Consider the following 22,794-nt stretch of genomic DNA (forward strand, 5'->3'; position numbering starts at 1 on the left):
GACGTTTGGAGGGCGCCATGTCCGACGATGACCTCGTCATCGACGTAGCAGGTTTACACAAGTCGTTCGGGAAGTTCGAGGCATTACGCGGTCTGGACCTGACGGTCCGGCGTGGTGAGGTCCTCGGGTTCCTCGGCCCCAACGGTGCGGGTAAGTCGACGACGATCCGCGTCCTGCTCGGCCTGCTGAAAGCAGATTCGGGCACCGTGCGACTACTCGGCGGCGATCCGTGGCGCGATGTTGTCGAACTGCATCGACGGTTGGCGTATGTGCCCGGCGATGTGTCGTTGTGGCCGAGCATGACCGGTGGTGAGGCCATCGACCTGTTGGGCTCGTTGCGCGGCGGACTCAACGAGGACCGGCGCGACGATCTCATCGAGCGTTTCGAGCTCGATCCGACCAAACGGGGTCGGCAGTACTCCAAGGGCAATCGGCAGAAGGTCGCGATCGTCGCGGCGTTGTCGTCGGATGTGGAGTTACTGATCCTCGACGAACCGACCTCCGGACTGGACCCGTTGATGGAAAACGTGTTCCAGGAGGTCGTCGGTGAAGCGGTCGCCAGGGGTACGAGTGTGCTGTTGTCGAGTCACATCATGGCCGAGGTCGAAGAACTCGCCAACAGGCTCAGCATCATCCGCGATGGTGCGATCGTCGAAACCGGCACTCTCGCCGAGTTGCGCGGCCATACCCGCACCACAGTGCACGCCGATCTGGACACACTGCCCGACGACAACCGGATGTCGATGCTGCACGACGTTGAACTCGACGGGCATCGACTCACCGCGACAGTCGATTCCGACAAGATCGGCGACGCGATGACCGAGTTGACCCCACTCGGGTTACGGTCGCTGACCGTCGAACCCCCGTCACTCGAGAGCCTCTTCCTGCGCCTCTACGACGACGACGCGAACAGTGGCCGGTGATGGCCGAGAACTCTGCGGTTGTCGGCACCGCACCACTACTGCGTGCCTCACTCACACACGAAGCACGATCCTTCCTGCCCTGGATTCTGCTCCCGACAGCATTGTCGGTCTCCTCGGTCATCGTGTACCCGCTGCTGTTCCCCGATCTGCAGGACCGGAAAGCGTTCGCCGCCACCATCGGCGGCAACCCGGCGCTCGGGCTGATCTTCGGCCCGGCCTATGACCTGAGCACCACCGACGGGTTCAACGCGTGGCGCTCGCTGGCACTGGGCGGACTGATCGCGGCGATCGGCGCCATCTTCATCGTCACCAAAGCCAGCCGCGGCCAAGAAGATTCCGGCCAAGCCGAACTATTGGCATCCGGTGTCCTCGGACGCCAATCACGGCTACTCACCGCACTGCTGCTGGCGATGGTGTGCTCACTGGCCATCGGTGTCGTCTCCGGCGTGGTCACCGCGTTGTGTGGAGGCGGGTGGGGACCGTCGATGCTGCTCGGCGCCGGATTCACCGTCACCGGATGGATGTTCGCAGCCCTGGCAACGGTGACCGCACAGATCGGCTCCGATGCCCGCACCGCATCAACGATCGCGGTCGCGGTGTTCGGTGTGTTGTTCGTGATGCGTGGCTTCCTGTTCTCCATGGACGCGCCGACGTGGACCACCTGGATCAACCCGCTCGGCTGGATCGAGGAGACACGACCCGCCACAGGTGATCACTGGTGGCCCTTGCTGCTCGGCGTCGCGTTCACCGTCGTCGTCGCCGCCATCGGGTTCACACTGCAGGTCTCCCGCGACTTCGGGCAGGGATTGATCAGTCCACGTCCCGGCCCCCCACGCGGCACACTCCACACCGCACTGGGTTTGGCGCTCCGCCTCAACCGAGCCCAAATCCTCTCGTGGGCATGCGCTTTCGCCGGCCTCGGCGTCGTATTCGGCTACTTCACCGGCTCGGTCAACGACCTCTTCAGCGCCAACCCCGCGATGACGGAGATCTTCGCCTCCGGCGCGGCAGCCCCGACCGACCTGATCGCCGCGTTCGTCACGACCATCCTCAGCCTCGTCGGCATCATCGCATCAATCGCCGGTGTGCAGATCATCAACCGCATGCGCACCGAAGAACTCGAATACCGCGCCGAATCAGTCCTCGCCACCGCCGTCAGCAGGGCACGCTACCTCGGCGCGGGCGTCATCGTCGCGTTCGGTGCCACCGCCGCCTTCCTCATCATCGCCGGTGTAGTGGTCGGCATCTTCGCCTCCACCGCCGACATCGGCATCACTTTCAGCAACACCGTGCTGCAGGCAATCGTCACAATCCCCGCCGTATGGACCGTCACCGCCATCGCGGTCGCCGTCATCGGCGCACGACCACATGCCCAACTCGCCTCCTGGATCGGTGCGCTCGCCTCGTTCGTCCTCACCCTCCTCGGCCCCAGCTTCAAACTCCCCACCTGGGCACTGGGAATCAGCCCCTTCTACCACATACCCGAAGTCGCGGGCTCCCAACAGAATTGGTGGGGTCTACTATGGATCAGTCTGTTCACCATCGGCTTCCTCATCATCGGATTCACCGGATTCCGACGCCGTGACACACCATGACCACACCCGAACCAGCAGCCAGAACCGACTGATGCAGGTGCCGGAGGGCTTTTCGCCTGCAATTACCGCGGCGCGCACTCTAGAGAGAGACGACGACTGTGGAATATCCCCGACGCCCCGCTGGTTGACCCACACAGTTGCTCAGATTTGAGCAAACAGCCAACCAGGAGGTCCCGATGCCTGCCATCACCGCCGATGCCACTACCCTGCCTCGTCTGACATCCGCTGCCCTCGACGCCACCGAGCGGCCGGTGAAGTCGTTGACGCGTGGCCCGCGCGGCTACGAGGGCGAGGGATTCCCGGTGGTCCGTGCCTTTGCGGGCGTCCCAGCAGCCGTCCTCGACCCGTTCATCCACATGGATCAGATGGGCGAGGTCGACTACGAGCCGGGCGAGCCGAAGGGCACCGACTGGCATCCGCATCGCGGCTTCGAGACCGTCACGTACATGATCGACGGCCGCTTCCAGCACCAGGATTCGACCGGCGGCGGAGGCCTGATCGAGAACGGGGCCACGCAGTGGATGACCGCCGGCTCCGGCATCCTGCACATCGAGACGCCTCCGGCGGAACTGGTCGAGTCCGGTGGCCTGTTCCACGGCATCCAGCTCTGGGTGAACCTGCCCGCCAAGGACAAGTTCCTCACCCCGCGCTACCAGAACCTCGAGGCGGGTAACGTCGAACTCGTTGCCTCCCCCGACGGCGGCGCCCTCATCCGGATCATCGCCGGCGAACTCGACGGCCACGCAGGCCCCGGCGCCACACACACCCCGATCACGGTGGCACACGCGACCGTCGCGCCGGGCGGGTCCGTGTCGGTGCCGTGGCGCGAGGACTTCAACGCGCTCGCCTACGTGTTGTCGGGCCGCGGAACCGTTGGTGCAGAAGCCCGTCCGATCGAACAGGGTCAGCTCGCCGTCTTCGGCAAGGGCGATCGACTGACCGTCGCAGCGGACCCCGGACAGGACAGCAACCGTCCGGCGCTCGAAGTCCTGCTGCTAGGTGGCCAGCCCATCCGCGAACCCGTCGCACACTACGGACCGTTCGTCATGAACACCCGCGAGCAACTCATCGAAGCGATCGAGGACTTCCAGGCCGGTCGTCTCGGCGACGTGCCGCCCGACGCGATCATGCCGCACACCAGCAATCGATGACCACCGACCAATCCTCGACGAAGACCGCCGCGTCGAAGGCTCAGGCGTGGCGGCTCTTCGTGGAGACCAGCGCTCGTATGCAGACCATGCTCGACGACGAACTACGAGCGCACTGCCGAATGTCACTGGCGGATTATCACGTTCTGTTGATACTCCATGAGTGCCCCGATGGCCGCGCTCGCATGCGCGCGCTGTCCCACCGCATGGTCTTCTCGACGTCGCGGCTCTCGTACCAGATCGACGCGATGGTGCGTCGCGGATGGCTGCGTCGCGAAGCGGCCCCCGAGGACAAGCGCGGCAGATACGCCGTGCTGACCGACGACGGTCGTACAGCGTTCACCGCAGCCGCACACGATCACGGCGCAGCCGTCGACAGACTGTTCACCTCCGCGCTGTCAGACACCGAGGCGAGTGACCTCGGCAGCATCATGGAAACACTCACAACACACCTCGACAACGTCGATGACACCGATGTTGCATCCACTTCCACACAGAGATGACGACACCATGAGCGCAGAGCACACCACCGAAGCCCCCTCCTCCTGGCGGCTGATCCGCGCGGCCGATCGCCACATGTGGAACGACGAGGCCATCGACTCGCGGCAGTCGTTTCCCGCCACGGGCAGCTTCGACCTCGTCGCCAACGCACACGGTATGCTCCTCGTCCACAACGACGATGTCGTCGACGCCGGTGCAGGCTTCGACACCCATCAGCACCACGACGCGGAGATCGTCACCTGGGTCGTCGAAGGGTCGCTGCACCACAAGGATTCACACGGGAGTGAAGGGGTGCTCACCCCGGGCGTCGTCCAGCGTATGTCGGCGGGCTCGGGCATCAGGCATTCCGAACGCAATGCGTCGACACGGTCCGAGAACCAGCGACTTCGCGTCGTGCAGATGTGGATTGCTCCCGAATACGCCGGGGGCACTCCGCATTACGCAGAAGTAGACGTCAACGCTGCGCTGACACGCGGCGATCTGGTGACCATCGTGTCCGGTCTCGAGCGCGACATCGACAGTCCCGCATTGCGTATCGGCAACAGCTACGTGGCGCTACATGCCGCGCGGCTCACACCTGGTCATCCGGTCACGCTTCCGCGCGCACCGTTCGGCCACCTGTTCGTCGTCTCCGGAACCATCTCGGTCACCGGGCTCGACCAGCAGGCGGGGGTCAACGAGCGCATCACCCTCGATGAGGGCGATGCGCTACGTACGGTCGACAACGCCGAACTCTCGGTGACCTCCGACGCCCCTACCGAGATCCTGTTCTGGGAGATGCACACCTCCTTCGACGCCCCACGACACTGATCGGCGTCGACGAACGTCAGAGGTGCGGCGCGACCTCATTCGCGATGAGTTCGATATGCTCGAGGTCGTCGAGATCGAGTACCTGGAGATACAGTCTGCTCACCCCGATGGCTCGGTAGGTCTCGATCTTCTCCACGACCTCGGAAGGCGTTCCCGTCAACCCGTTCTCGCGCAGTTCGCCGACCTCGCGGCCAATAGCGTCGGCACGTCGCGCCACCTCGGTGTCGTTGCGGCCAACGCACACCGTCAGCGCCGCCGAGTACGTGAGTTCATCGGGTCCGCGACCTGCTGCGCGGCATGCCTCGCGCACGACGTCGAACTGTGCGGACACGGTGTCGACAGGCGCGAACGGAACATTGAACTCGTCGGCGAACCTCGCCGCAAGGGCAGGTGTGCGCTTCTTGCCCATGCCGCCGATGATGATCGGCGGCCGCGGCGACTGCACGGGTTTCGGCAGTGCAGGCGAGTTCTTCACCTCGAAGTGCTTGCCGCTATAGTCGAACAGATCACCCACGGGCGTCGACCACAGGCCGGTGATGATCTCCAAGTTCTCGGTCAAGCGCTCGAATCGCTCACCGAGAGCAGGGAACGGAATCGCGTACGCCTCGTGCTCCTCAGCGAACCATCCCGCGCCGAGCCCGAATTCGATTCGGCCACCGCTCATCTCGTCGGCCTGTGCGACCTGGATCGCAAGCTGGCCCGGGTGACGGAACGTCGCTGACGTGACGAGGGTGCCGAGTCGGATAGTCGAGGTCTCGCGCCCGAGAGCGGCAAGGGTCAACCAGGCGTCGGTCGGGCCTGGAAGTCCTTCCGCGTTCATCGCGAGATAGTGGTCGGAGCGAAAGAAGGCGTCGTACCCGAGATCTTCGCTCGCACGGGCAATGCGGAGCAACGTCGCGTAGGTGGCGCCCTGCTGGGGTTCGGTGAAGATTCGCAGTTCCATGGGCCCCCAATTTACGCGTCGGAGTACCGAACCCACGTCGACGCTCAGCGCTCGACACCAGAACCCGACCACCGCAACCGATTCGGAGGAAACAATGTCATCAGATCCAGAGTCAGCCAACCCGGTCGACGATCCCGTGGCCGTGTCCGAGGTCCTCGCCGAGTATCCGCGAATGCGGGCAGCGATCCTCACCCGCAACCTCGAAGAACTCGTCGATCTGCACGACCCAGAGTTTCTGGGTACCGAATTACCCGGCACCCTGATCACGGCCGACGAGCACATCACCACCACCATGAACTCGCGCGACCTCGAGATGGAGTTCGATGACCTTCGGGTCAAGATCTTCGGCGACATCGCGCTCTGCTGGGGCAAGCAGACATTGCGCGGTCATCTCGACGGCGCTGATCCGGGAACCTCTCCCGAAGTAGCTGAGCAAGTCGCCAGTGCAGGCGTGCGGTGGTCGATGCTCGTGGTGTGGCGCCGGCACCCGGACCGCTGGAGAATGTTGTCCTACCAGGTCACTCCCCTGCCCGCAGCACCGTGACAACGCCGGCGGCTCGGGAGAGCGCTACCCCACCCGTCCGGCGGGCACCAGTGAGGGCTCGTCGACAGTCGACAGGGTCAGCACCGCTTCCACGATCACGTCCTGCTCTTCGATCGTCGACTCGAGTCTGCGTAGCCGGAATGCCACGTCGTGTTCTGCCAGGTCGCCGGTGATGTCCACGGCAGCCACGAGGTAGAACTCCATCGGTCCGACGTACTCGGCGTGCAGGTAGGTCACCCGGTCGATGTCGGGCATGGCGAGTAACCGCACCAGAATAGCGTCGCGGATCGGCGCCATGGCCTCCTGACCCAGCAGGAACTCACTGTTTCGTCTGATCAGGAAGATGGCGATGAACCCGAGTAGTACGCCGACGAGGATCGAACCGAGTGCGTCCCAGACCGCGTTGCCGGTGATCTGATGCAACGCCATGCCCGCTGCCGCAATCGCGAGACCGACCAGCGCCGCAGAGTCCTCGGCGAACACAGCGCGCAGCGTGGTGTTCGAGGTTCTGTTGACAAAGCGCAACGGGTGCATCGACAGCCTTCGACCACCCGCCTTGGCCTGCCGCACAGATTGTAGAAACGAAATACCTTCCAGCACTGCAGAAACCGCCAGAACAATGTAACCGACCGTGTAGTTGGTGTCCTCCTCGGGATGAACAAGCGCCGTGATGCCGTTCACGACCGAGACCGCTGCGCCGACGGCGAACAGACCGAAGGCCGCGAACATCGACCAGATGTAGGTTTCTCGACCGTGACCGAACGGGTGGCTTCTCGTCCTCCCGCGGTTACCCCGACGCTCCGCGATCAGCAGGAAGATCTCATTGCCCGAATCCGCCCACGAGTGCATGGCCTCCGCGGTCATCGATGCCGATCCGGTGATGACTGCCGCGATCGTCTTGGCAATGGCGACTGCAACATTCGCGGCGAAAGCGATGACCACGGTGAGCATCGAATCCCCATCGTCGATAGGTGCTGCGAGCTGTTCGTCGGTCAGTGACGCCTCGGTGTCAGCCATCGTCTGATCGTCTCACGGGAAGCGAGCAACCGCGACGATTCACACTCTCCGGACATGACCGCGCGGTGCACCCCAGCCGAAGGTGCACCGCGCGGCCGTCGAATCCAGACTCGGGTGAGAGGTTATCCGAGGCTGAAGGGCTTCCCATAGAACGTCACGACCTGCTCGGCGTTGCTGGTGACGACGTAGACGTTGGCGAACGACCGCGCCTGCGCATAGCCTGCGCAGCCGTTGACCTGCATCGTCTCGTTGGTGTAGCTCAGCTTGGCGTGGTTGGTGTTCTTGTAGCCGACCTTGCTGCTGTGCTTGTCAGAGCCGAAGTCGTCGGCCGACTCCACGTCGTTGATGTAGTAGTTCACGGCCTGGCCGGGTCCGATGCTCAGCGATCCGCCGGCACCGGCGCTCGCGCCGGTGACCGTAGCGCCGCCGCTGGTGCTCGGCGTCGCCGTACCCGAACCGTTGCCGCTCCCGGTCACTCCGGAGATGTTGACCTGGCAACCGACGATGTACCCGGCCTGGATCTTGATCTTCTTGGCGTCTTTGCTGGTCTTGACCGCGTAGCTGGCCGACACCCAGGCGTTGCGGTGCAACGGCGTGCCACCGAGTGACGGATTGATGTTGGCGGTTTCGTTGCTACGCGTCACGGAGACGACGGTGCCGTCGCCCAGCGTCTGCTGATCGGTCTGTGACGGCAGTGCGACGTGGACGTCGGCGTGCGCGATGGCCGGTGCCATCAGAGCGGCAACGGTCGTGAATGCCGCAGGGGCCCCGATGGTGACGAGCCGTTTCAAGCTGATGTTCATTTCTTCCCTCGAGTGTTGGAGTGTCGTGCGGGGCGGTCAGCCGATCGAGAAGGGCTTGCCGTAGAGGTTGACCTTCTGGTGATCGCTGCCGGTGGTCTCCACGACCGCGTACGAGCGGGCCTGCGCGTAGCCGGCGCAACCGTTGATGTTGAGCTGGACCCGGTCGTAGTTGAAGTACTGCGTACCCGGCTTCTCGACGTCCTTGTAGTCGATCTGCGCGAAGACGACCTGCCCGGGGCTGATCGGCAGGCTGATGCTGCCGGTACCGGTCGGCGCGCCGGTGATCGCGTTGAGGCTGCCGGTGACACCAACCGTCATCGAGCCGATGTTCACCTGGCATCCCACGATGTAGCCCACAGACAGCGTCGCGGCAGCACCGTCAGTCGAGACGCCTCCGGTTCCGGGAGCGGCTGACTCTCCCTGCGGACCGTTGTTGGGTCCTGCGGGAGACGGCTTGAGATTGGGCGCCTTCAGGGTGATGTTGCCGCTCACCCATGCGGTACGACCCAGCCCGTTGGCCGCGAGTGACGGCGAGATCTGCGCGTACTCGTTGCTGCGGGTGAGCGTCAGCCCGTCGCCGGTAGCTGTTCCTCCCGGCAAGCGGACGAAGGCGTCGCCGTGCGCGGGAGCCGCGGCGAGGCCTACTGCGGTCGCGACGGCGCCGATGGCCAGTGCGCCGACGGCACCTCGCCGCATCCGTGACTCGTTGGTGGTCATGTAGTCCCCTCAAAGATGTGTTCACACGTGGGCCCGCTCGCATCAGACGCGCACGGCCGGTGGTCGCCCCAGCGGCAACTCCGCGCGAACTGTACTGAGATCTCGGCAAACGACCGATGAACTGGAGCTGTCTCCAGCGCGGCACGTTGACCAACTTGTGATCTTCGAATCCATTGCACGACAGGAACTTTCGATTTGTACGATTTGTCCTGTCGAAGAGCGGTCATATGCGACAGTTCGCGGATCACCGAAAGTGGACGTCGCCTTTGTCATACCGTCCGAGCCCTCACCCGGTTAGTGTTCACGAGTGAGTTCAGACGTTTCCGAACACCGGCTACGGCAATGGTTGTTGTCCGACATCTCGCCGGAACCCGCGGGGTTGATGGGTCCGCACCGGATCCCGAGCGAGGAATCGCACACGCACCCCTGGTGGAAGGTGATGTGCCTGACCGGTGTCGACTACTTCTCGACGCTCGGCTATCAGCCTGGTATCGCTGCGCTCGCCGCGGGAACCGTGGCTCCCGTTGCAACGCTAGTACTCGTCGCACTGACCCTGTTCGGGGCGCTCCCGGTCTATCGGTACGTCGCAGGTAAGTCACCGAAGGGCGAGGGCTCGATAGCCATGCTCGAGCGACTGCTCCCCAAGTGGGGTGGCAAGATCTTCGTGCTGGTCCTCCTCGGATTCGCTGCCACCGACTTCCTGATCACCATGACCCTGTCGGCGGCCGACGCGACGGCGCACCTTGTCGAGAATCCACTCGTCCCACGGGGTTTCTCGGACCACACGGTGCTGATCACCCTGATCCTGCTGGCACTGCTGGCCGCGGTGTTCCTACGCGGTTTCACCGAGGCGATCACCATCGCGGTCGCGCTGGTTGCCGTGTACCTGAGCCTCAACCTGGTCGTGATCGCCACCGCACTATGGCACATCGTCGACGCCCCGCATCTGGTCATCGACTGGCAATCGGCAATGTTCACCGAACACGGCAATCCGTGGATGGTAGCCGCGATCGCCGTCCTCGTGTTTCCCAAACTCGCACTCGGATTGTCCGGTTTCGAAACGGGTGTCGCGGTCATGCCACAGGTCGACGGTTCACCTGCTGACCCGCCCGACCATCCGATCACCCGAATCCGCGGCACTCGACGGCTGCTCACGACGTCGGCCCTGATCATGAGCGTCTTCCTCATCACCAGCAGCCTCGTATGCACGATCCTCATCCCCGAGAACGAGTTTCAGCCGGGCGGCAAGGCCAACGGGCGCGCTCTCGCCTATCTGGGCCACGACTACCTCGGCAGCGGATTCGGCACCGTCTACGACATCAGCACCATTCTCATCCTCTGGTTCGCCGGCGCCTCGGCCATGGCCGGTTTGCTGAACCTGGTGCCGCGCTACCTACCTCGCTACGGGATGGCCCCGGACTGGGCCCGCGCGACGCGGCCACTCGTCGTCGTCTTCGCCGTCATCGCCTTCGGTGTCACGATCTATTTCGACGCAAACGTCGACGCCCAGGGCGGGGCATACGCCACCGGCGTCCTGGTACTGATGACGTCCGCGGCCATCGCTGTCACGCTCTCCGTCCGCAAGCGGCACAATCGGCGGCTCACCCTGATGTTCACGACGATCTCGGTGATCTTCATCTACACGACGATCGCGAACATCATCGAACGCCCAGAGGGAGTGCAGGTCGCGGCGTTCTTCATCGCGGCCATCCTGATCGTGTCGTTCGCATCGCGAATCAATCGATCGTTTGAGCTACGAAGTGGCGCGATCACTTTCGACGAGACAGCGCAGCGGATCATCGACGAGGCCGCCGCCTCCGGCGAGATCCAGATCGTCACCCATGATCCTGACGAACGATCGCTGCACGAATACCACGACAAAGAACTGCAACAGCGGGCCGAAAGCCACATCCCGGACGCAGATCAGATCGTGTTCCTCGAAGTGAACGTGACCGATTCGTCAGACTTTGCCACCGATCTCGAGATCCACGGACGCTATCGGGAGGGCGGCTACCGAATCCTCTGGGTCGATTCCGCCGCGGTGCCGAACACGATCGCCGCCACGCTGCTCGCCATCCGGGAGCAGACCGGCATCGTGCCCAATGTGTACTTCGAATGGAGCGAGACCAATCCGCTGGTCAACCTCCTGAGGTTCCTGTTCATCGGCGAGGGCGAAGTCGCCGCCGTGACACGAGAAGTGGTTCGACGAGCCGAGCCCGACATCACCGAGCGTCCGGTCGTGCACGTGGGCTGACCTCTGAGCCATGACGATTGTCATGGGCGAAACGTGACATCTGCTCTGAGTCCGGACGCCGCAGCGGCGACAGTCTTGATGTCATGAACAACATCGATCCCTCCGCGACTCGGGCACCGAGCGCCACTCGCTCGGTGCCCGCACTCGTCATCGACGACGTCACCAAGACCTTCCGCAGCGGAAACGGTTCGGACGTCACCGCCGTCGACGGTCTCAGCATGACGATCGATCCCGGCGAGGTCGTCGCTTTCCTCGGCCCCAACGGCGCAGGTAAGACCACGACACTCGACATGGTTCTCGGCCTGACACAACCGGATTCGGGCACTGTCGAGGTGTACGGTTTGCCCGCGCGCAAGGCCGCGCGAACGGGGCGGGTCGCCGCGGTCCTGCAAAGCGGCGGACTCCTGCCCGACTTCACGGTCGAGGAGACCATGCGGATCATCGCCGACCTGCACGGCCGCACGCGCGACGTCGGGGCGACAATGGCTCGCGCCGGCGTCGCAGACATCGCGGCACGCAAGGTCTCCCGATGCTCCGGCGGCGAGCAGCAGCGCCTGAAGTTCGCGTTGGCGACACTGCCCGATCCCGACCTCATCGTTCTCGACGAACCCACGGCGGGCATGGACGTCGAATCCCGGCGCGCCTTCTGGTCGGCGATCCGCGCCGACGCCGGCGCCGGTCGCACAGTCGTCTTCGCCACCCACTATCTGGAAGAGGCCGATGATTTCGCCGACCGCATCGTGATGGTGTCGCACGGGCGCATCGTCGCCGACGGTTCCACCGCCGAGATCCGCAACATCGCCAGTCGACGCGTGGTCTCGGCGATCCTCGACGAGGACAGCGTGTCCGTCGTCGCCCGCGAGTTTCCCGACCTCGAGGTCGTCGAACGACGTGGTGGACGAACCTATCTGTCCGCGAACGATTCCGACGCACTCGCGCGGTGCCTGCTCACCACGACCGACGCGCGAGAGCTCGAGATCGCAACCCACAACCTCGAAGACGCGTTCGTCGCGCTCACCACAGACTGACCGACGACCATCGCACACACACCCTGCACACCGAAAGGCGCGCCATCATGAACGTGCACACTTCCGACGCTCCGACCACGTCCGGTTCGGACTCCCTGCGCGGATTTCTCCCCTCACCCACCTATCTACGCCTCGACATCCGCCGCGTGCTGCGCAATCGCCGCGCAATGATCTTCACCGTGGCGATGCCCGCTCTGCTCTATCTCGTTTTCGGTGCGACCCAAAAGACGAACGACACTGTGGGATCGGGCAATGTCGCCTTCTACGTACTCATCGGTATGGCCGTCTACGGGGCAATCCTCGCCGCCGCCACGAACGCGGCCTCGGTGGCGATCGAACAGCAAGCCGGCTGGACCAGAACGCTCATGATGACACCACTGCAGCCGGCGGGCTATGTAGCCACGAAAGTCGGTGTGGCCCTGGCAATGGGAGCACTACCGATCGTGGTGCTCTGCATCGCCGGAGTGGCCACCGGCGCTCACGCACCCATCGGGGTCGCAATCGCGTGCCTGTTGCTCGGGTGGATCGGGGCGTCGGTGTTCGCCGCACTGGGACTGGCCGTCGGAAGCATCATGCGCTCCGACGGGGCCATGCAGGTCATGGGTGGCGTGCTGGCTCTCCTCGCCTTCGCGGGCAACGTGTTCGTGCCGCTGAAGGGCACCATGCTGACCATCTCCCAGTTCACCCCGATGTTCGGAGTGGTGACGCTTGCCCGCTACCCGCTCGACCACGGTGTCACGGTCTACGGCACGCATATCGGGCTCTGGGTCGCTATCGCCAATCTGGTCGTCTGGGCCGCAGTGTTCTCCATTGCTGCCGCGGTCTTCTACAGTCGCAGTACGCAACGCCAGTAGCAGACGGCAGCAGCTCAGACCAACGATGTACAAGCAGGAGAAAACGAGGCCCATGACCATCGGGAGCCCATGATGGCGCGGCGGTTCGGTCTCGGCAGCGACGTGGTGGCACCCTGGCGCAACCTGCGCTGGGTGTTCACCGCTGTCTGGATGATCTTCCTCGCCTACCCGATCACCGCCGTCGTCACCTCCGGTCACTCGACGGTGACGAAAACGATCGGACTCACGATCCTCACCGTTTTTGCATGCGGATATCTGTGGGCGAGCGTCTATCTACTCACCGGCCGCAACACCACCGATCTGCGGGGCGTACCCTTCTTCGTGCTGCTGACCTGCCTGATGGTGGCGCTGCTGCCCATCATCAACGAGAATGCCTTCGGCGCAGCGCCCTTCCTGATGGTCGTCGCTGCGTTCTGCTTTCCCACACGCTGGGCATTGCTCTGTATCGGCGCCCTCGTCGTCTCCTCGGTTGCGCTGCCACGCCTGTTCGGCTGGGGTACGGACGCCAGCATCGTCCTCGTACTGCTCGCTGTCGGATTGACCATGCTCGGCTTTCGTTTCATCGCCGTTCGCGAGGGTGAACGCGAACGCGAGGAAGAACACCGCCGAGAACTCGATGCTCGACTGGCCATCGTCGCCGAGCGCGAACGCGTCGCTCGTGACGTCCACGATATTCTCGGCCACTCGTTGACGGTGATCAGCGTGAAAACCGAACTCGCGCAGCGACTCGTCGAACTCGATCCGCCCCGCGCACAACGCGAGTTGGCCGAGATCAACCACTTGACCCGCGACGCTCTCGCGCGGGTCCGGACAACCGTCGGCCGTATGCGGACACCCGATCTCCCCGACACCATCGCCGGTGCCGACAGCGCGCTACGCGCCGCGGGTATCGAGGCGACACTGCCGGACACCGCCGTCGCGACCGAACACGCCGAACTATTCGCCTGGGTGTTGCGCGAAACCGTCACCAACGTGGTCAGACACAGCGGAGCGCGGCACTGCGATGTGCGCATCGACGCCTCCTCGATCTCCGTTCACGACGACGGGCGCGGGCTCGGCGACGCCGAACACGGCAATGGGCTGCGCGGCCTACGCGAACGTGTTGAATCGGCAGGCGGCATAGTGATTTTTGACTCCGACTCAACGGGAATGACGGTGCGGGTGCAGATCTCATGAGTGACCCGATCCGGCTACTACTCGCCGACGATCAGGCGCTCGTCCGCGGAGCGCTCGCTGCGCTTCTCGACCTCGAGCCCGACCTCGAGGTCGTGGCGCAGGTGGGACGGGGCGACGAGGTGATCGACGCCGTGCGCGATTCCGATGCGCAGGTGTGCCTGCTCGACATCGAGATGCCGGGCGCAGACGGCATCGAGGCGGCAGCCGCCATTCGCACACAACTGCCGGGGGTACGTTCGCTGATCGTCACGACGTTCGGGCGTCCTGGATACCTGCGACGGGCAATCGACGCAGGAGCGTCGGGTTTCGTCGTCAAGGACACCCCGGCAGCCGAACTCGCCGATGCCGTCCGGCGGGTACACGCAGGCCTGCGCGTGGTCGACCCGATGCTTGCGACAGAAAGCCTTACCAGCGGTGAGAATCCGTTGACAGTGCGCGAGACCGACGTACTGCGTGCAGCGCTGTCCGGCGCAACCGTCGCAACGATCGCGGCCACGGTACATCTGTCCGCAGGAACGGTGCGCAACCACCTGTCGTCTGCCATCGGGAAAACCGGTGGTGCCACCCGCGGTGAAGCCGCCCATATCGCCCGTGACCGCGGGTGGATCTGACCCGGCACCATATTTCTGCCCGACGGCTCCCATCCGGCGTCGGACGCTGTTCCGAATCGCTGGTGATCGTCCACCGACAACCAAGGAGAATTCCATGCGGAAAGCAGCCCGTATCGCGCTCGGAGCCATGATCACCACCGCCGGCGCGGGAGCCATCGCATTCGCCGCCGCACCGAATGCTGCGGCCGCACCGCAGGTGTGCCCGGCACTGCCCGGTCAGAGTTCGACCATGTCGAGTTGCACGGCCGAATCGGGTGCGACCGGCCTGAGTCTCGCGGTCACGGACAACGGCGGCACGGCCTCATCGAAGGCCGACAACTACGCTGGTCCGGCGGCGATTGCCGTGGGGCCCAAAGCATCTGTCACCATGACCGGGATCAAACCGGGACTCGCCATCGGTATCGCGGGGCCCGGCGCCACGGTCACCGTCGACGGCAAGAACGGACCCACCTGCGTCGGAGGCACCTCGTTCGCGGGCGACTTCCAGACCCTCAAGGGCTGCTGGAAGCCGTGAGCCAGAACGTATCCCAGTAGTTCGCACACCGGGTAGGCCTTGTTGTCAGGCGTCGAGTCCGCGCAGAAACTCGGCCTGCCCGAGGTGTTTGGCGTCGTCGTCGACGACGCTGACCAGTCGCACTCCGAGGGTGACGGGTGGATCCCAGTTGTCGTCGACGACTCGGTCGAGATCGTCGTCGTCGAGCGTCGACAGATACGCGACCGTTGCCTCGTGCGTGGCGTCGTAGTAGCCGAGTAGTTGCTCCGGTTCTGCGACGACCCGCCGCACTTCTTCCGGTGACTGCCCGTAGCCGCTGGCCTCCGGACCGAACGGCAAGGCGAAGCTCTCGTACCAGCCGCCCGTCGTCCAGACCTGATCGTGACCCGCGACATCGGCAACCTGCGCATCCTGAACTCGGGTGAGGTGCCAGATCAACCAGGCGATGGTGTTCGCATCCGGCGCCACCCTGAGGGCCAGTCGCTGTTCATCGATCCCGTCGAGGACGCCGTGCACCCCGTCCTTGATGCGGCTGAATCCGTCGAGAAGAATTTCGGAGGCATTCATCTCCCCATCTGTACCCCTTCGACCCGCCGTGCGCACAAACCTGGTGGGGTTGGCCGGGAGCCCGCACGATCAACCGAGTGTCCACCAGTGATCATTTCTCTACCGTGCACGACTCTGCCGCGCCGCATCGTCCCGCCGAGTCAACCGGCCCCTCCCCGCGGCGGCGTGTCCGTTTCAATGCGTTCGACATGAACTGCGTGGCCCATCAGTCGCCCGGTCTGTGGCGACACCCGGACGACCGGTCCTGGGACTACAACACTCTCGACTACTGGGTCGACCTCGCCCGACTGCTCGAGACCGGGGGTTTCGACGGCCTGTTCATCGCCGACGTGCTCGGCACCTACGACGTGTACGCGGGCACCGACGAGGCGGCCATCCGCCAGGGCGCACAGATCCCGGTCAACGACCCTCTGCTGCTCGTCTCCGCGATGGCTCACGCCACTCAACACCTCGGCTTCGGGATCACCACGGGCACCGGATTCGAGCACCCGTATCCGTTCGCACGCCGCCTCTCGACACTCGACCACCTCACCAAGGGCCGGATCGGGTGGAACGTCGTGACGGGCTACCTGCCGTCGGCTGCTCGCAACATGGGTGATGACGACCAACTCGCGCACGACAGCCGCTACGACCACGCCGACGAGTACCTGACCGTGCTCTACAAACTCTGGGAGGGCTCGTGGGAACGCGACGCGGTGCTTCGCGATCGGGACGCAGGCATCTTCGCCGAACCGTCGAAGGTGCATCACATCGGTCACCGCGGTGACCACTTCACCGTGCCGGGCATCCACCTGTCCGAACCATCGCCGCAGGGCTCGCCGGTCATCTACCAGGCAGGCGCGTCGCCGCGCGGACGACGGTTCGCGGCGCAGAACGCCGAGGCCATCTTCGTCGGAGCTCCGACAAAGCACATCCTGCGCGACACGGTCGCCAAGATCAGGGACGAACTCGAGCTGGCCGGACGCGACCCCTACGACGCGCGGATCTACACGCTGCTGACGATCATCACCGACGCGACGACAGAAGCTGCACGCGCCAAGGCGGCCGAATACCAGCGGCTGGCCAGTGACGAGGGTTCGCTGGTGTTCATGTCGGGCTGGATGGGCATCGACCTCGCCTCCTACGACCTCGACGAGCCGATCGGCAACGTTGCGAGCAACGCGATCCAGTCGGCAGTCGCCGCATTCCAGCAGGCGTCGGACACCGGCGAGCAGTGGCGGGTCCGCGACATCGCGGCATGGGGCGGCATCGGCGGAATGGGCCCCGTGTTGATCGGTTCGGGCGACGACGTCGCAGACGCCCTGCTCGATTGGGTCGCGGAGACCGATGTCGACGGCTTCAACCTCGCGTACGCAGTCACCCCGGGGACCTTCTCCGACGTCATCACCCACGTGGTCCCCGCACTCGAACGGCGCGGCGCCTACCGACGGGAGTACACGCCGGGAACGTTGCGCCACAAACTGTTCGGTCGAGGAGATCTCCTACCCGACAGCCACCGCGGTGCGTCGTATCGGGTCGGCGGCGTCGGCTCGACGATCGACGACTCCGTACGCGACGTCTCCAGGCGTGACGGCGCCGCACGGGAGGCTGACGTTCACGATGCCGCCTCACACCAGGGAGGCATACGCGAGGAGGCCGCGAGGGTCGTCGGCGCCAGCAAGTGACGCCGTGATGAGACCGGGACGCTGACTGCTCTGTCGAGCACCACGCCGTCGGCACACGACCGCATATGGTGTCTGGGTGAGTCGCGATTCCGGACCCCACCGCCCACACGGCGGACATTCGCATACCCATTCGCTGTCGGAGATCCCCTCCGCACTGTCGCCGCTCGCCAAGCGATTCGTGGTGATCACACTGACCATCGCCGGAATCGCCGTGGTGGTGGGCATCGTGTTGCTGTGGCCCTCCGGTCACACCCACCCGATCCCGCCACAGTTCCGCGGCGCCGACGGCGGGGCCATCACCACGGTGTCGGGCAAGGTCGTCGGACAGACGCGCGGAGCATGCCTCAACCAGCTCGTCGGCACAGCCCAGGATTCACCCGACTTCGGCACGACCCCCACCCAGAACGGTCCGTGCATCGAAAACACTGTGAAGCTCGAGTCGGGAAGCGACACAGGCAAATACACGTTGCTCGAAATCCCGACGAATCGGGCCCAAGCAGGCAGCGGCCCGGACAGCGTCACACCCGACGCCGCTTCGCTCGACGATCCGCAGGCAGGCCAGCCATCGCTCTCCCCCGGCGACGCCATTCGGCTCAGTACCGTGCCGGGCCCGGACGGGGCGCCCCGCTACACGTTCTTCGACTTCTCCCGGGGTATCCCGACCCTGATCTGGGCGTTGTTGTTCGTGGGCGCCGTCGTCCTGGTGGCGGCGTGGCGGGGTCTGCGCTCGATCATCGGTCTCGTCTTCGCGTTCGCGGTCCTGGGAGTGTTCACGTTGCCCGCGATTCTCGACGGTGAGTCGCCGGTCGCGGTCGCTGTGGTGTCGGCAGCCGCCATCCTCTTCGTCGTCCTGTATCTCGCGCACGGCGTCAGCCTTCGTACCAGTTCGGCGTTGCTGGGCACGTTGAGCTCACTCGTGCTGGCGGGTGTACTGAGCTGGCTCGCGATCAGGACCATGCACCTCACCGGGCTGTCGGGCGACCAGACCACCAATCTGCAGGTGTACCAGGGCAGCATCTCGATCAGCGGCCTGCTGCTGGCCGGTTTCATCATCGGAACGCTGGGTGTGCTCAACGACGTCACGATCACTCAGGCGTCGGCGGCGTTCGAACTGGCAGGCGCGGGAGAGCCGACCCGCCTGGCGACGTTCCGCGCCGCGATGCGTGTCGGCCGCGACCACATCGCGAGCACGGTTTACACGCTCGTCTTCGCCTACGCGGGCAGCGCCCTGCCGCTGCTGCTGCTGTTCTCGGTTGCGCGGCAGCCTTTTTCGTCTTTGCTGACCACCGATGCGGTGGCTGTGGAACTTGCTCGCGCGTTTGTCGGCGGTATCGCGATCGCGCTCTCGGTGCCGTTGACCACGGCCATTGCCGCTGCGCTCACACACCCGTCGCGCAGCGCAGACGAACCGATCGCGGCGAGTTCAGAGCGTGCGGCGGCTGTGCCTGCACCGCGATCCGATCGACCCGCCGGTATCGCACGCCCCCGTACCGGACGTCACTCGATGCCCGACTGAGCGTTGCGCTGCACCGCACGACCAGCGGTCACAGAAGCCCGCACTTCCCGGCGGGGATCGATGTGAAGTTCCGCCCGAGCCAGTCACCGATCCTGGTCAGCATCTTGGTGCCGTCGTCGAGTTTTCCGCTCCTCGGTCTCGCCGCCATCGCGATGGCCACCTCGCCCTGGTCCGTCGAGATCAGTCCGAGTTGACGGACGAGGTAGCCGGGCGACGCGTCGGTCGCCGGTCCCCACCCGCCCTTGACGGCCGTGACGGCGTGTCGCTTGGGCCCCAGGTCGGCGATACCCCACCGTTGGTTGGGCGCCACCGACCCCATGTGGCTGAGGATGTTGTCGGTGTTCGGCATACACGGAAGATGCGCTCCGAATCGAGCCTGGTCGACGAGGGCCCACGGCGTGTAGCCGGGATACGAGCGCGGTGTGTCGATCTCCGAACTCACCCGCGTTCTCATGTCGTGGCCCTCGCGAAGCACCGACGTCACCGCGTCGACCGACTGTTTACCACCACCGAGTGATCCCCAGAGGTCGCCTGCTGCGTCATTGTCGGAGAACGTGATGGCCTTGTCTTCTTTGGCGAGGACAGCCGCGCCGTTCTTGCGCTCCGCAGCCAGCGCGACCGGCACCTTCACCGTCGACCATGCGCGACCTGTCTTCAGCGACCCGAACGATTGCGCGACGTCGGAGCCGACGGGCACGAGCGCAACGCCCACCTGCCCGGGGATCGCCTTGCGGATCGATTTCTCGGCGGTCACCCAACTGTCGGAAAGACGCTTCGCAGGTGGCACCGGGGGCCGTAACCACGTCGCGATCGGCTCGGGAAGCGGTGGAAGGCGAAACGGCGGCGGGGCCGCCTGCGCTCCCCCTGTCCCCAGAACGACCGCTGCCACGGCAACGACGATCACCACGGCCGCGCGTCGAATTAAAGTCACATCTGCCCCTCTGGTCACTTGAGTAACAGACGTTACGACGCTCAGGCGCAGCTCGCGATGCCAGGGGCATCACAACTCGATCACGCTGACGGCCCCGGATTCCGCGTTGACGGCACCGGCTTCGACGCCGACAGCACCAGATTTCGCGCCGACAGCACCAGATTTCGCGCCGACAGCACCAGGTTCAACGCCGACAGCACCAGGTTCAACGCCGACAGCACCAGACTTCGCGCCGACAGCACCAGGTTCATCGCCGACAGCACCAGATTCAACGCCGACAGCACCGTCCCTCCCGCCACAACTCCGCAGAGTTCGCGGGACATGTACGTGCCCTCGACGCGAAACACGGTGCCCTCGACGCGGGACGCGGTGCCCTCGACGCGGGACGCGGTGCCCTCGACGCGGGACGCGGTGCCCGTCGACGCACAACTCGGTGCCGTCGACGCGAAACACGGTGCCCTCGACGCGATACGCGGTGCCGTCGGGGCGAAACACGGTGCCGTCGGCACACATCCCGGTGCTGTCAGCGATCGGCGTCAGCCCTCCCTGGCGACGCCGCCGGTAGCGATCGCGAGCCGTACCAGTTCGGCGCCCGCCACGGCTTTCTCGAGTTCTCTCGCTCGCGCGAGGTCGTCAACGGACGAGGCTGTCTGCCACGACGCGACCTGCGCCAAGGCGTCGTCGAGAAACTGCTGTCGGCACTGCCCGCGCTGGATCTTTCCGCTCGAGGTCGTGGGAATCGATTGTGGCCGGACGAGCAGAACCGAATGTGGATCGATGCCGTAGCGGTCGACGACGGCGATACGTATGTTGTCGATGACTCCGGCCAGGTCATGTTCGTCGAGCACACCGGCTTCACCCTGGTCCACCTGAACCTCCTGAACGATGACGAGCCGTTCTTCCGCTCGCAGTCCGGGTGTGAACGCGAAGGTCGCTCCCCGACCGGGCAGTAGAGCCGCGTGACATTCCTGCACGGTGAACTCGATGTCGTTGGGGTAATGGTTGCCGCCGCGGATCACGATGAGATCTTTGCAACGCCCCGTGATGAACAGTTCACCGTCGTGTAGGAAGCCGAGGTCACCGGTGCGCAGGAAGTGACCTTCTCCCGTATCAGCGATCACTGCACGGAAAGCATGCTCGGTCTCCTCCGGTCGACGCCAATAGCCGGCGCCGACGCTCGTTCCCGCGCACCAGATCTCACCGACCTCATTTTCCCGACACCGCATGCGTGTCACCGGGTCGACGATCTCGACTTCGCCGGCCTGCGGCGTACCGCATCCGACAACCGCCATCGCGTGCGTCGGATCACCACTCTCGACGACCCTGTCTTCCGTGAGCGACATGCGATCTAGATGCAGAGTACGCGGCGGCGTCGATGTGTGATGGCCGGATACCAGGAGCGTCGCCTCGGCCAATCCGTAGACCGCAGAGAAGGACTCCGCGGCGAACCCCGCGGGCGCGAAGGCATCGGCAAACCGCCGCAACGTCGACTCCTGCACCGGCTCGGCGCCGTTCATCGCCGTGTGTAGGCGTGAAAGATCCAGCGCCGCTCGCTGTTCCGGCGTGCTGTGCTGGATACACATCTCGTAGGCGAAGTTCGGTGCCACCGTATACGTTGCCCCGCAGCGTGATAGCGCTTCCATCCACGCCATCGGCCGCTTGATGAACGCCGTCGGCGACATGAAGTGAGCAGTACAGCCCAGGTAGATCATCGACAGCACTCCGCCGATCAGACCCATGTCGTGGTGGGATGGGAGCCAGAATGCACCGACATCGGAGTCGCTGTTGTCCCACGAAGCACGAATGGCCTCCATGTTGCGCATGAGGTTCTCATGCGTCAGCACAACACCTTTGGGGATAGTGGTCGAGCCAGAGGTGTATTGGATCATCGCGATCGTCGTGGCGTCGATGTCCGGGGCAACCCAGTTCTCGACATCGGCGGACACTGTGTCCATCAGCCCCCAGACCAGATCTCCACCCTCGTCCAACGTGTCGAGCATGGATTTGATAGCGGGCTGCGTCTCCGACACGCCCAGAGCGAAGCGGGCACGCGCATCCGGCACGACAGACGAGAGACGCGGTGCCAGGCGCTCGTGCACGGGAACCGCCACTGCTCCCGCATAGATGCAGCCGAAAAACCCTGCGATATGGTTCAATCCGGGTCTACACAGCACCAACACCCGCTCGCCTGTGGCACCCTTTCGCTAGAGTTCAGCGGCGATCGCTCGCGCCTTGGTGTCGAGGTCACGGAACGTCAGCTCGCTCGATTGGTCACCGTCGCCTTCATAGGAGAAGCCGAACGCCACCTTGTCGTCGTAGCGCTCGGCACGCTCCCGGAGCAGCTCGAGCAGGGTGTCTTCGGCGAGTTTTGCATGCTTGGGCATCGGCCACCTTTGTCGATCGTGATCTCGGTACCGCGACCACCCGCGGCTCCGTGGGACGACTCGTGTCGCACTGAGAGCGCGGCCACGGTCGTCGGGTACCGACGGACGTTACCCGGCAATCGGCCGCGCACAGGCACATTCCTCGATTTCCGGGATAGACGAGCCAGCAAACCCACCGAGCCGTAGCGAAATATCGCGAATCATCGACCAACTATCGCTAAGCGGCGGAGGGTCGTTGACCTGCATGTTTAATGATACAAATTGGCGAGCGATGACTGGTTAATCGTTTGTGCACGAAAGGAAATTTCCTGAATC

Annotated in this window: 21 protein-coding genes and 1 pseudogene; 14 read left to right on the top strand and 8 right to left on the bottom strand. The window is 64.6% G+C overall.

From position 1 onward, the window contains the following. Positions 1-17: 17 nt before the first annotated feature. From LK459_RS02780 to LK459_RS02800, 5 genes are all read left to right on the top strand, one after another. Entirely contained in the window at positions 18-923 is a 906-nt protein-coding gene (locus LK459_RS02780; RefSeq protein ID WP_227921651.1) for an ABC transporter ATP-binding protein, read from the top strand. Continuing rightward, positions 923-2,518, top strand: a complete 1,596-nt coding sequence (locus LK459_RS02785; RefSeq protein ID WP_227921652.1) for an ABC transporter permease — start codon at positions 923-925, stop codon at positions 2,516-2,518. The genes LK459_RS02780 and LK459_RS02785 overlap by 1 nt, the downstream gene beginning before the upstream one ends. Before the next feature lie 176 nt (positions 2,519-2,694). Beyond that, positions 2,695-3,669: a pirin family protein gene (locus LK459_RS02790; protein WP_227921653.1), complete on the top strand. Its 975-nt coding sequence runs from the start codon at positions 2,695-2,697 to the stop codon at positions 3,667-3,669. Continuing rightward, positions 3,666-4,169 (top strand): MarR family winged helix-turn-helix transcriptional regulator, encoded by a 504-nt coding sequence (locus LK459_RS02795; protein ID WP_227921654.1) that lies wholly within the window; start codon positions 3,666-3,668, stop codon positions 4,167-4,169. The genes LK459_RS02790 and LK459_RS02795 overlap by 4 nt, the downstream gene beginning before the upstream one ends. 7 nt (positions 4,170-4,176) lie before the next feature. Then, positions 4,177-4,977 carry a pirin family protein gene (locus LK459_RS02800; protein ID WP_227921655.1) on the top strand — a complete coding sequence of 267 codons (801 nt, stop codon included), beginning with the start codon at positions 4,177-4,179 and terminating at the stop codon, positions 4,975-4,977. 16 nt (positions 4,978-4,993) lie between these two features. Here LK459_RS02800 and LK459_RS02805 read toward each other — a convergent pair whose 3' ends face one another. Further along, entirely contained in the window at positions 4,994-5,920 is a 927-nt protein-coding gene (locus LK459_RS02805; protein WP_227921658.1) for an LLM class F420-dependent oxidoreductase, read from the bottom strand. A gap of 94 nt (positions 5,921-6,014) precedes the next feature. Between LK459_RS02805 and LK459_RS02810 the strand changes: the two genes are divergently transcribed. Continuing rightward, positions 6,015-6,464 (top strand): nuclear transport factor 2 family protein, encoded by a 450-nt coding sequence (locus tag LK459_RS02810; RefSeq protein WP_227921659.1) that lies wholly within the window; start codon positions 6,015-6,017, stop codon positions 6,462-6,464. A gap of 24 nt (positions 6,465-6,488) precedes the next feature. On the opposite strand, the gene LK459_RS02815 is transcribed toward LK459_RS02810, so the two are convergent. The 3 genes from LK459_RS02815 to LK459_RS02825 all read right to left on the bottom strand — a co-directional run bounded on the left by LK459_RS02815 (position 6,489) and on the right by LK459_RS02825 (position 9,001). Further along, complete coding sequence (locus LK459_RS02815) at positions 6,489-7,481, bottom strand: cation diffusion facilitator family transporter (protein ID WP_227921661.1); 993 nt, start codon at positions 7,479-7,481, stop codon at positions 6,489-6,491. 122 nt (positions 7,482-7,603) lie between these two features. Then, positions 7,604-8,284 (bottom strand): MspA family porin, encoded by a 681-nt coding sequence (locus tag LK459_RS02820; protein WP_007237260.1) that lies wholly within the window; start codon positions 8,282-8,284, stop codon positions 7,604-7,606. Between the two features lie 36 nt (positions 8,285-8,320). Beyond that, positions 8,321-9,001, bottom strand: coding sequence for an MspA family porin (locus LK459_RS02825; RefSeq protein WP_007237259.1), 681 nt, complete (start codon positions 8,999-9,001; stop codon positions 8,321-8,323). A gap of 382 nt (positions 9,002-9,383) precedes the next feature. Here LK459_RS02825 and LK459_RS02830 point away from each other — a divergent pair, with 382 nt between their 5' ends. The 6 genes from LK459_RS02830 to LK459_RS02855 all read left to right on the top strand — a co-directional run bounded on the left by LK459_RS02830 (position 9,384) and on the right by LK459_RS02855 (position 15,438). Beyond that, on the top strand, positions 9,384-11,255 hold the full coding sequence (locus LK459_RS02830; protein ID WP_227923550.1) for an APC family permease: 1,872 nt from the start codon (positions 9,384-9,386) through the stop codon (positions 11,253-11,255). Positions 11,256-11,338: 83 nt separating this feature from the next. Continuing rightward, positions 11,339-12,283, top strand: a complete 945-nt coding sequence (locus tag LK459_RS02835) for an ABC transporter ATP-binding protein (protein ID WP_227921663.1) — start codon at positions 11,339-11,341, stop codon at positions 12,281-12,283. 47 nt (positions 12,284-12,330) lie between these two features. Beyond that, positions 12,331-13,137 carry an ABC transporter permease gene (locus tag LK459_RS02840; protein WP_007237256.1) on the top strand — a complete coding sequence of 269 codons (807 nt, stop codon included), beginning with the start codon at positions 12,331-12,333 and terminating at the stop codon, positions 13,135-13,137. A 69-nt stretch (positions 13,138-13,206) separates the two neighbouring features. Then, a complete protein-coding gene (locus LK459_RS02845; protein WP_227921664.1) occupies positions 13,207-14,313 on the top strand; it encodes a sensor histidine kinase in 1,107 nt (368 codons plus the stop codon). Then, entirely contained in the window at positions 14,310-14,924 is a 615-nt protein-coding gene (locus tag LK459_RS02850; RefSeq protein ID WP_227921665.1) for a response regulator transcription factor, read from the top strand. Before LK459_RS02845 ends, LK459_RS02850 begins: the two co-directional genes overlap by 4 nt. Positions 14,925-15,018: 94 nt before the next feature. After that, positions 15,019-15,438 (top strand): DUF6764 family protein, encoded by a 420-nt coding sequence (locus LK459_RS02855; protein ID WP_227921667.1) that lies wholly within the window; start codon positions 15,019-15,021, stop codon positions 15,436-15,438. Positions 15,439-15,483: 45 nt separating this feature from the next. On the opposite strand, the gene LK459_RS02860 is transcribed toward LK459_RS02855, so the two are convergent. Beyond that, entirely contained in the window at positions 15,484-15,984 is a 501-nt protein-coding gene (locus LK459_RS02860; protein WP_227921669.1) for a mycothiol transferase, read from the bottom strand. Positions 15,985-16,172: 188 nt separating this feature from the next. On the opposite strand from LK459_RS02860, the gene LK459_RS02865 reads away from it, so the two are divergent. Both LK459_RS02865 and LK459_RS02870 read left to right on the top strand, forming a co-directional pair. Then, positions 16,173-17,648 carry an LLM class flavin-dependent oxidoreductase gene (locus tag LK459_RS02865; RefSeq protein ID WP_227921671.1) on the top strand — a complete coding sequence of 492 codons (1,476 nt, stop codon included), beginning with the start codon at positions 16,173-16,175 and terminating at the stop codon, positions 17,646-17,648. A gap of 76 nt (positions 17,649-17,724) precedes the next feature. Continuing rightward, on the top strand, positions 17,725-19,164 hold the full coding sequence (locus tag LK459_RS02870) for a YibE/F family protein (RefSeq protein WP_227921673.1): 1,440 nt from the start codon (positions 17,725-17,727) through the stop codon (positions 19,162-19,164). A 28-nt stretch (positions 19,165-19,192) separates the two neighbouring features. Here the strand turns inward: LK459_RS02870 and LK459_RS02875 are convergent, their stop codons facing one another. The 3 genes and pseudogenes from LK459_RS02875 to LK459_RS02885 all read right to left on the bottom strand — a co-directional run bounded on the left by LK459_RS02875 (position 19,193) and on the right by LK459_RS02885 (position 22,479). After that, complete coding sequence (locus LK459_RS02875) at positions 19,193-20,095, bottom strand: hypothetical protein (RefSeq protein ID WP_227921674.1); 903 nt, start codon at positions 20,093-20,095, stop codon at positions 19,193-19,195. A gap of 80 nt (positions 20,096-20,175) precedes the next feature. Beyond that, positions 20,176-20,604, bottom strand: a complete 429-nt coding sequence (locus LK459_RS02880) for a hypothetical protein (RefSeq protein WP_227921676.1) — start codon at positions 20,602-20,604, stop codon at positions 20,176-20,178. Between the two features lie 27 nt (positions 20,605-20,631). Beyond that, positions 20,632-22,479, bottom strand: a pseudogene (locus tag LK459_RS02885) (fatty acyl-AMP ligase). Between the last annotated feature and the right edge of the window lie 315 nt (positions 22,480-22,794).

Source organism: Gordonia otitidis (assembly GCF_020735545.1).
GTDB classification, from domain to species: Bacteria; Actinomycetota; Actinomycetes; order Mycobacteriales; family Mycobacteriaceae; genus Gordonia; species Gordonia otitidis.